Source organism: Vibrio sp. 10N.261.54.A5 (assembly GCF_041471145.1).
Lineage (GTDB): Bacteria > Pseudomonadota > Gammaproteobacteria > Enterobacterales > Vibrionaceae > Vibrio > Vibrio crassostreae_C.
On the sequence record NZ_JBFRNU010000097.1, the window covers coordinates 1 to 7,841 of the forward strand.

The 7,841-nt window shown below is 44.0% G+C and carries 8 protein-coding genes; 5 read left to right on the forward strand and 3 right to left on the reverse strand.

Annotated features, from left to right (window positions below; translation table 11 throughout):
• Positions 1–118 precede the first annotated feature (118 nt).
• Positions 119–1,102, forward strand: coding sequence for a hypothetical protein (locus AB4329_RS22015; RefSeq protein ID WP_372139281.1), 984 nt, complete (start codon positions 119–121; stop codon positions 1,100–1,102).
• A 113-nt stretch (positions 1,103–1,215) separates the two neighbouring features.
• Here AB4329_RS22015 and AB4329_RS22020 read toward each other — a convergent pair whose 3' ends face one another.
• Positions 1,216–2,409, reverse strand: a complete 1,194-nt coding sequence (locus AB4329_RS22020; RefSeq protein ID WP_372139283.1) for a benzoate/H(+) symporter BenE family transporter — start codon at positions 2,407–2,409, stop codon at positions 1,216–1,218.
• A 97-nt stretch (positions 2,410–2,506) separates the two neighbouring features.
• Here AB4329_RS22020 and AB4329_RS22025 point away from each other — a divergent pair, with 97 nt between their 5' ends.
• On the forward strand, positions 2,507–3,073 hold the full coding sequence (locus AB4329_RS22025; RefSeq protein ID WP_372074251.1) for a helix-turn-helix domain-containing protein: 567 nt from the start codon (positions 2,507–2,509) through the stop codon (positions 3,071–3,073).
• A gap of 96 nt (positions 3,074–3,169) precedes the next feature.
• Here the strand turns inward: AB4329_RS22025 and AB4329_RS22030 are convergent, their stop codons facing one another.
• A complete protein-coding gene (locus tag AB4329_RS22030) occupies positions 3,170–4,219 on the reverse strand; it encodes a cysteine synthase A (protein ID WP_102320367.1) in 1,050 nt (349 codons plus the stop codon).
• A gap of 217 nt (positions 4,220–4,436) precedes the next feature.
• On the opposite strand from AB4329_RS22030, the gene AB4329_RS22035 reads away from it, so the two are divergent.
• The 3 genes from AB4329_RS22035 (at position 4,437) to AB4329_RS22045 (ending at position 6,900) form a co-directional block, all read left to right on the forward strand.
• The gene (locus tag AB4329_RS22035; protein ID WP_017062447.1) at positions 4,437–4,604 is read left to right on the forward strand and encodes a hypothetical protein; all 168 of its coding nucleotides are present in this window, start codon (positions 4,437–4,439) and stop codon (positions 4,602–4,604) included.
• A 556-nt stretch (positions 4,605–5,160) separates the two neighbouring features.
• On the forward strand, positions 5,161–6,042 hold the full coding sequence (locus tag AB4329_RS22040) for a hypothetical protein (RefSeq protein ID WP_016789042.1): 882 nt from the start codon (positions 5,161–5,163) through the stop codon (positions 6,040–6,042).
• A 66-nt stretch (positions 6,043–6,108) separates the two neighbouring features.
• Positions 6,109–6,900 carry a hypothetical protein gene (locus AB4329_RS22045; RefSeq protein WP_372139285.1) on the forward strand — a complete coding sequence of 264 codons (792 nt, stop codon included), beginning with the start codon at positions 6,109–6,111 and terminating at the stop codon, positions 6,898–6,900.
• A gap of 202 nt (positions 6,901–7,102) precedes the next feature.
• Here AB4329_RS22045 and AB4329_RS22050 read toward each other — a convergent pair.
• On the reverse strand, positions 7,103–7,841 hold a 739-nt coding region (locus tag AB4329_RS22050; RefSeq protein WP_372139287.1), incomplete at its 5' end, for an MBL fold metallo-hydrolase.

Sequence of the window (7,841 nt, forward strand, 5' to 3'; positions counted from 1 at the left end):
GCTACTTAGCTACTTAGCTCGGATTTGTTTGAAATAGCTTTGTTTTCAATTAACTTACTTGCACTTGGCTTATTTTGAACCACGCTTATTTAAATCACCCATTTAGGATACCCAATCAATGATCATCAAAAAATATCAAGCCCTTGCCCTTTCATCGGTTGCTTTGCTCGCTACAGGCTGCTCACCATCATCAGATACGCCTTCGGTCAGCAACATCAGTGATTACCAAGGCTCAGCGAGTATTACTCAAGGTGTGGCGACCACTGTTGAATCGAATCTCTTTGAGTGTGCAAACGGACGTAGCCGAGTGGCGGGCGTCGGGGAAATTACGGACTCCGAAGGAAAGGTTTGGACGGTTCCAGCCAAGAACAACTTTGCGACAGGGCCAAAAGCCTTTGATCTTTATGAAGAGTGCTCAAACACCACACCAAGCAGCCTAGCCGAAGTCGATCAAAGCTCTGTACCTGTAGCGATAGTGGATCAAGACGGTGAAGAAATAACAGGTTATATTTTTGCCGATAACTATTTCGAACTTTATATCAACGGCCAGTTAATCGCGGTAGACACCGTTCCTTTCACACCGTTTAACTCAAACATCGTCAAATTTAAGGTGAAGAAGCCTTACACGATTGCGGTGAAAGTGATTGATTGGGAAGAAAACCTAGGTCTTGGCAGCGAAGATAACCGCGGAAAGGCATACCACGCTGGCGATGGTGGCTTTATCGCGAGCTTTAGTGACGGAACCGTGACAGGACCAGAATGGCAAGCACAAACCTTTTATACCTCACCGATTTATGACCTGACTTGTTTGAGTGAAGTGGACGGGAAGCGTCTTTCTGAAAGCTGCACCACGGAAGGAACTGACCAAGGTCAAGATGCCTACGCCGCTCATTGGGAAACACCAACCAACTGGATGAACCAAGAGTTCGATTCAACATCTTGGCCTCAAGCATCGGTATATTCAGAAGACGATATTGGCGTGAACAATAAAAAAGCGTACATGAACTTTATCGAAAAATTCAGTGGTGCTGGCGCAAGCTTTATCTGGTCGACAAATGTCGTTCTCGATAATGAAGTGCTACTGAGATACGAAGTTAAGTAGCTTTATTCCTTTGTAAGCAAGCCCAGTCACGAGTATGACTGGGCTTACTACTCAAACAGCTTGCTGATGTTTCTAATTCACAGCGAACCTGATCCTAATCTTGGGTCGTTTGATTACGACGAAGTTTGCGAAGCCTTGCTTGCTCCACGCGACTTAGCTTTGTAATTGTGTAACCAGCAACAAAACAACCCGATGCACAAACCCCAAAATGCACTGCCGATCCCCAGTAAATTGGTGCCAGAAGCAGTGAATAAGAAAGTAAGCAGTGCAGGCTCTCGATAGTGGGTGTCTGCCATCGAAACAGCTAAACAATTCATCAAGGTCGGCATCACCGCTAAGCCAGCAACCGCAATGACAATCGCGGAGGGCACGGCGCTAAACAGCGACACAAATGACATCCCCATCACGCCAGCTAACAAGTAAAACCCGCCCATACAGATCCCCGCCATGTAACGTGTCTTGGGATTACTATCCGCATTCGGGCCCATGCAAATAGCGCCCGTAATCGCAGCAAGGTTATACGCAAAGCCACCAAACGGCGCGAAAATCAAACCCGTCACCCCAGTGGTGGTAATGATCTTCGATGAATCAACTTGGTATCCGTTCGCTTTTAGAACCGCAAATCCCGGTAAGTTCTGTGAAGCCATCGTCACTATAAACAATGGGATACCAACACTAAACAACGAAAAGAACTCAAAATCGGGCGAAATGAACACTGGGGTCGTTAATCCCATAGTCACCTGACTAACATCGAGTTTGCCAAAACCCACACACATGACCAATGCGATGATGAAAATGCTTGGGATCAGTAAATTTCCTAACCGCGCTTTCGCCAGAATAAATACAGCGAGCATGACCGCTACGACTTGTGCCTCTTCCATTAGCGACGTGAACAAACCCAAACCGAATTGCAATAGAATCCCCGCGAGCATCGCTGAGGCAATCGATGTTGGGATCTGTTTTAGGACTTTCTCAAATATCCCCGCCAATCCAACCAACGTGATCAACATCGAACTGAACAAAAACACGGCTACTGCCTGATTCATTGTCAGCCCTTCAAGAGATGTGATTAACAACGCCGCTCCAGGCGTCGACCACGCTGTAACCACAGGCTTCTTGTAATGAAACGAGAGCAGTATTGTGGTTATCCCCATGCCAATTCCCAACGCCCAAAACCATGACGCCACTTGTTCTTCGGTTGCTCCAGCACTCATTGCCGCTTGGAAAATAATCGCCGCGGCGCTCGCATAACCAATGAAAACAGCGATAAAGCCGGTACTGACGTGAGAAAATTTTAGCTTAGTCATGTTAATCTCTTCCTGCGTGCGTTATAACGTCCATAGACCAAACCTAGCACCGTGCGCTATAACGCACAACTTATTTGTAAAAACTTGTAGAGAAAATATGCAAACAGAAATTAAAGTTGGCGTTAACTTGAAACGCCTTCGCCAAGAAAAAGGCTGGAGCTTAGACAAAACAGCGAAAGCAACAGGCGTGAGTAAAGCAATGCTAGGACAAATTGAACGTGGAGAATCCAGCCCGACAGTCGCTAAGCTCTGGCAAATAGCTTCTGGGTTCGAGGTGTCACTTTCAAGCTTTATCACTGCTAGCCCAAACAGTGAACTGACGAGTTTATTCAGAGACGCAAACGAACTAAGACATGAGGAATACAACATTGGCTTTTTCGTCAGTTTGTTGTTTCCTTTTGAGGAAGCACTAGGATTTGAAATATTCGAACTCACCCTAGCACCCGATTACCAGCATGAATCCGCCCCACATAACGCAGGCGTCACTGAGCACATCTTATGCATTTCAGGAGAGATGGCCGTGATGTTTGATGATGAGTGGCATACGTTACGCGCAGGACAAGCCGTTCGCTTCAATGCCAACCAGACCCATGCCTACAAAAATATCGGTGAAGGAAACGCCGTATTTCATAATGTGATTCACTACCCTAATAACAAGCAATAGTGCCGGATTTGGTGCTAACGGATGTTTAGCTCTAACCGGATGTTCAGCGCTAACGAAAGAGCTGGCAGACCACTGGCTGTTACTAACTTAAAGCGACTATACGTTGACGACCATACTGCCATCTTCGGCTTGATAACGAGCCCATAGTTGAGAGAGGTTTTCTTTATTAAGCTGTATCTCTTTTTCTTTCAGAAACGTTTCGTTGTGCAGCTTCGAATACGAGCGCTCAGCAAGGTCACAGCTAAATGTAACGATGGTTTTCCCTTTCCCCATTCTAGCCGCAGCGTATAGCGCACCTGCTACGTTCAACGACGAACTGCTTCCTAGAAGAATACCGTCATGTTCCGCAACAAGGCGGGATATCGTCACCAAATCCTGATCGGGAAGCGTGATGGCACGATTGATTTTTGCCTGCCTGAAATTTTCAACCGTTCGCATGATCCCTATGCCTTCCGTGAACGAACTTCCCGTTGATTGATAGTGTCCATTACGTAGAAACGAATAAATGCCGGACCCATTTGGGTCAACTAACCAAGTTTCGAGATTGGGTTGCTGCTCAGATAGATAGTGTGAGTTTCCGGCAATGGTTCCACCCGTCCCCACCACTGAAACTAGAGCATCAATATTCCCCTGTGTTTGCTGCCAGATCTCAGGTCCAGTATTTAAATAGTGCGCTCGATAATTACTGAGATTTTCAAACTGATCTGCCCACCAATAACTCTCATTTTCGACACCAATCCGCTTAGCCGTGTGGTAAAAATGTTCAGGGTTTGCAAAAGGACAAGGGTCGACCAATAACAGTTCAGCATTATAAAGCGAGATCATGCGCTCTTTCTCTTGTGCCTGCCCTTTTGGCATCACCACCAACATTTTGTAACCAAGGGATTTAGCGACCAGAGCAAGTCCTATTCCCGTATTACCAGCAGTACCTTCAACGATTGTCATTCCCGGCTTAAGCTTACCGGCTTCTATTGCATCCATAACCAACTGAAGTGCCGCTCTATCTTTAATCGAACCACCCGGGTTCTGGTGTTCGCACTTAATAAGAATCTCACAACCTGATATCTCTGAAAGACTGTTGATTCTAACAAGATCGGTATCGCCAATCAGTTCACTGAGATTGTTTGCAATATGGGCAGATGACATCGCGACTCCATTTATTTGTTGAGGATAAGTTTGTTCATCGATTGGGTTGTCGATGATCATAAGCGTAGCTCTGGGGTCTGCTTAGTCAAGAAGTGCCGGAATTGAAAAGACTCTCACTTTCCAAATAGCAATTATAATTAGGGGTGACCGATTAGATTGAGGGCAAAAAAATGTTTCTAAAAGAGAAAAAACCGGTGACCTCGTTGATGTAACTGAAATGACCAAATTAACCAACTTATTTCAAGACAGTATCGAAGGTCGGTTTCAAGCAGGCGAAGAACAGCAAGACCCTGAGATGTTTAAAAAGTCCGAACTGATGTTTATGTCAGGGGAAGAGTTACCTCGATGCTGGACAGATCCAAACTACCGCTCAGGGACTAAATAACCTTAGCGCTTCCAGAGCACCCGATGAGTCGCAATTTAAGCTCTGTTCTAAAACTGTTTCACGATCGCCTTGTAGGCTATCCCCCTGTTAAAACATTCAGACGCATCTTTACTAGACACAAAAAGCGAGCCACTTGGGCTCGCTTTTGATTGTCTTTTTCTTGCTTAGACTTCAGTTCAGATTACAGAAGTTCTACCGACTGTTGAGCAATCACGAATTCTTCGTTGGTTGGCAAGCTATTATAATCGCACCTATTAACACGGGTTTGGACAAAAGTCAGTTAGAGTCGATGCTCTAAATAACCCTCTATTCATTACTTGATGTATTCTCACCGAACCAATCCCCCCACTAAAGTGGAAGTCAATGATAAACCCCCTATGTCATCACCGCTCTAACCATCACAAGGGATCAGATCGCAGAACTCCGAAAAGGTTCAACTGATTTAGGCAACAACGCCATGTTCACTCTAACGACTTGAGTTTCCGTCAAAATCATCAGATTTTTCTTTGAAGAGAGTATATATTGATGCAACTGAATGCATTGTGAGGAGAATAATATGTCAGTTATGGATTATCAAGATGCTTCGAAAGAAGAGCTTCAAGAACTAGAAAACGAAAGACTTGAGCTACTGAACGACTTTAAAGAGCAGTTGGCAGTGTTCTGTGATTACCTAAAGGTTGACTTAGACCAGCAAGCGACCTTGAAATCACTAGACACCGCAACAGCACTCACGCTTTCCTCTCCACGTTATATTCCTGCACAAAAGGGAATTTTAAAAATCTCAGCTCAAGGCTATTTAAGTATAAAATTGGTTGAGAAAGTCAAATCAACCACTACAGACATTGTTAAGGCGCTGGCCAACAAAATTGCAGACTCTTCCCAAAAACTGCCATGCAATGACATTGCACTTAAAGGTTCCGTTGATTCCATCGCCGCAAAGCTGACTCAACGCTACTTGTTTGGCCATAGACGCTTTTATGACGTTGAACCAATTCCAGAAGTCCCAACATTGAGGAACAACGACTTAAGAGCTTTATGTGAACGTCACCTTCTCGATCGAGTAAAGGAGCGTTATACGTCTCACTACCACCGCTACAGATTATGGGACGGAAGAGCCATCAATTTATTTTCTAGCTACCTGTTTAATGTCAAAAGTGAAGAGCATAGTTTCTTTGATTCTAAGAACTTAATTCATCTTCTGAATAACACCCCTGCGCCAATCAAAAAAGAATGGTTTAAAGATGAATGCATCGAATGTTGGGAAGCGCTTTATGCAGATGGCCCACGTTATGCGTATACCGAGCTTGCCTACCCTGATGAGAGTGGTGTCATTTTTGAAGAATACGTACCACTAGACATGGTAAGTGAAGATGTATGGGATTCGCTTTATGAGCGCTATAAAAACAAACTGAAAGAACATGTCGAGTTCGCCCAATAACTCTTGTGTGTCTTACCTCTAATCAAAATTAAGCAAATAATTGTCAATAAAAGGAACAAAGAAAAAATGACCGCGACAATTTCAGTCAGCAAAAGTGCGATATTTGAGCTAATCATGGCTGGTTTAGAAGCTTATGCTGTAAAACATCAGGGCAGCAAGAGTATTTCTGTAGAAACCGCCGCTCACCTTTGGGGGTACGTGAACAAAACACATCCATTTAAATGTACGATAAATCATGTCTCTGTAGAGACGTCTGCAAAGCGAAAGCGCTCTTCAGTTGAATTTAGCTCTGAATCTCTTTTGATTAAAAAAGACATCGCGAAAGTGTTCGGAGACCAGTATCAATATATAGGAACCGCTCATTCTCACCCTTATTTGCGGGAAGAAAACATCGATGCCGCAAGAATCAGAAAAGACAAGTTGTATGAATTATCTGATGCTGATCATAAATGTGAGATTGGATATCCCGAAATTGAGGTGACTGGTAAATCGTACAGTGTAGCTTTGGTACTAACGGTTCATTCGATGCTTAAGGCTGATGATAGAAAAGATGGAAGAAGCTTCGGAGAACCACTTATCGAGTTTTCTCTCGGCAATATCAAATTCTGGCTGTATGGCCGAGTTTTTGAGCATAAATCGAAGTCATCTTTGAGCGACGAGGAACGTCATTCTTATGAACGTTATAAGTTGGCCCTAAGTAATGTTCCCAACGATAAAATAGTTCCTGTGCCTCTAGAGACTGTGTTAGAAAGTGGTGTTTTTATAGATACATTGTGCAAAGACTTTGGCAGATTGAGGTTTTTTGATAATGAATCAGAATATGATTTAGCCACTGTTGCAGAGCGTAGATGGGGATAACGTTTCTGGCGGAGTCTCAGCTTACGCTTGTTTTGTTAGCGGCACTGGTTCAAGTGCTGCTATATGGTCTAAGATGTTTCACACTCTAAGTTAGTAGTTCTAAGGCGCTTTTGTCCCAAAGCATGGCGGCATAACACATCTCTGGACAGAAATCATTTAGACTATTTACTTAAATCGGGAGTCACCGGATTAGTTCAGGTATCTAAAACTCCAAGGTCTCACCATCAGCAGGAATAAGGACTTTATCTGACAAACCGTTTTTATCAATTGCTTCTTTAAGAATTGGTCGAGTCACTGCACAGTGATTGAGTGCCTCCATATGGTTCGCAACCACCTTATTAGGGGAAAGGCGAATAAACTCCATGACCTCATCAATAGACATCAATAACGGTTGACCAACGTCCATACGAGCACGACCTGCCGCGACTACTGTGATATCAGGTTTCAACTCAGTCAACGCTCGTTTTACATCATCGGTTAGAACTGTATCACCGCTAATGTAAATAGAAGGCTCATTGGGGAGCTCCAAGAAAAATCCAACACCATTAGCCATTACCTTGTGAATCCATCCATGGCCGTGCAAAGCCGGAACCGCGGTGAGCTTTCCGTCTAGAAAGTCGATAGTTTGCCAGTCTTCAATTCCCCAATTTACCGTTAAGTCGTATTTTTCTAGGTAAGCCTTATCTTTGGCTGGTGTCGCAACTGGGATATTACGACTTGTTAAAAACGTCTCACCTGCCGGATCTAGGTGATCTCCATGTTGTAATGCCTTGATACCAAGTGTTTGACTGTGAGTAATTAAGGTATGAGTAACCTTGTTTAGTAGCTCATCGGCATTACTTGGCATCTCAACGGTTGGATTTTTCGCGGCCTTAGCCTTAATGACTGAAAACGGAGGCATAGAGCCTTTTTTCCCCAACATAGGATCAATAAGGATAAAT

Coding starts and splice junctions, on each gene's coding strand:
- AB4329_RS22015 (WP_372139281.1), top strand. CDS start 119: ATGATCATCAAAAAATATCAAGCCCTTGCCCTTTCATCGGTTGCTTTG.
- AB4329_RS22020 (WP_372139283.1), bottom strand. CDS start 2,409: ATGACTAAGCTAAAATTTTCTCACGTCAGTACCGGCTTTATCGCTGTT.
- AB4329_RS22025 (WP_372074251.1), top strand. CDS start 2,507: ATGCAAACAGAAATTAAAGTTGGCGTTAACTTGAAACGCCTTCGCCAA.
- AB4329_RS22030 (WP_102320367.1), bottom strand. CDS start 4,219: ATGTCATCTGCCCATATTGCAAACAATCTCAGTGAACTGATTGGCGAT.
- AB4329_RS22035 (WP_017062447.1), top strand. CDS start 4,437: ATGACCAAATTAACCAACTTATTTCAAGACAGTATCGAAGGTCGGTTT.
- AB4329_RS22040 (WP_016789042.1), top strand. CDS start 5,161: ATGTCAGTTATGGATTATCAAGATGCTTCGAAAGAAGAGCTTCAAGAA.
- AB4329_RS22045 (WP_372139285.1), top strand. CDS start 6,109: ATGACCGCGACAATTTCAGTCAGCAAAAGTGCGATATTTGAGCTAATC.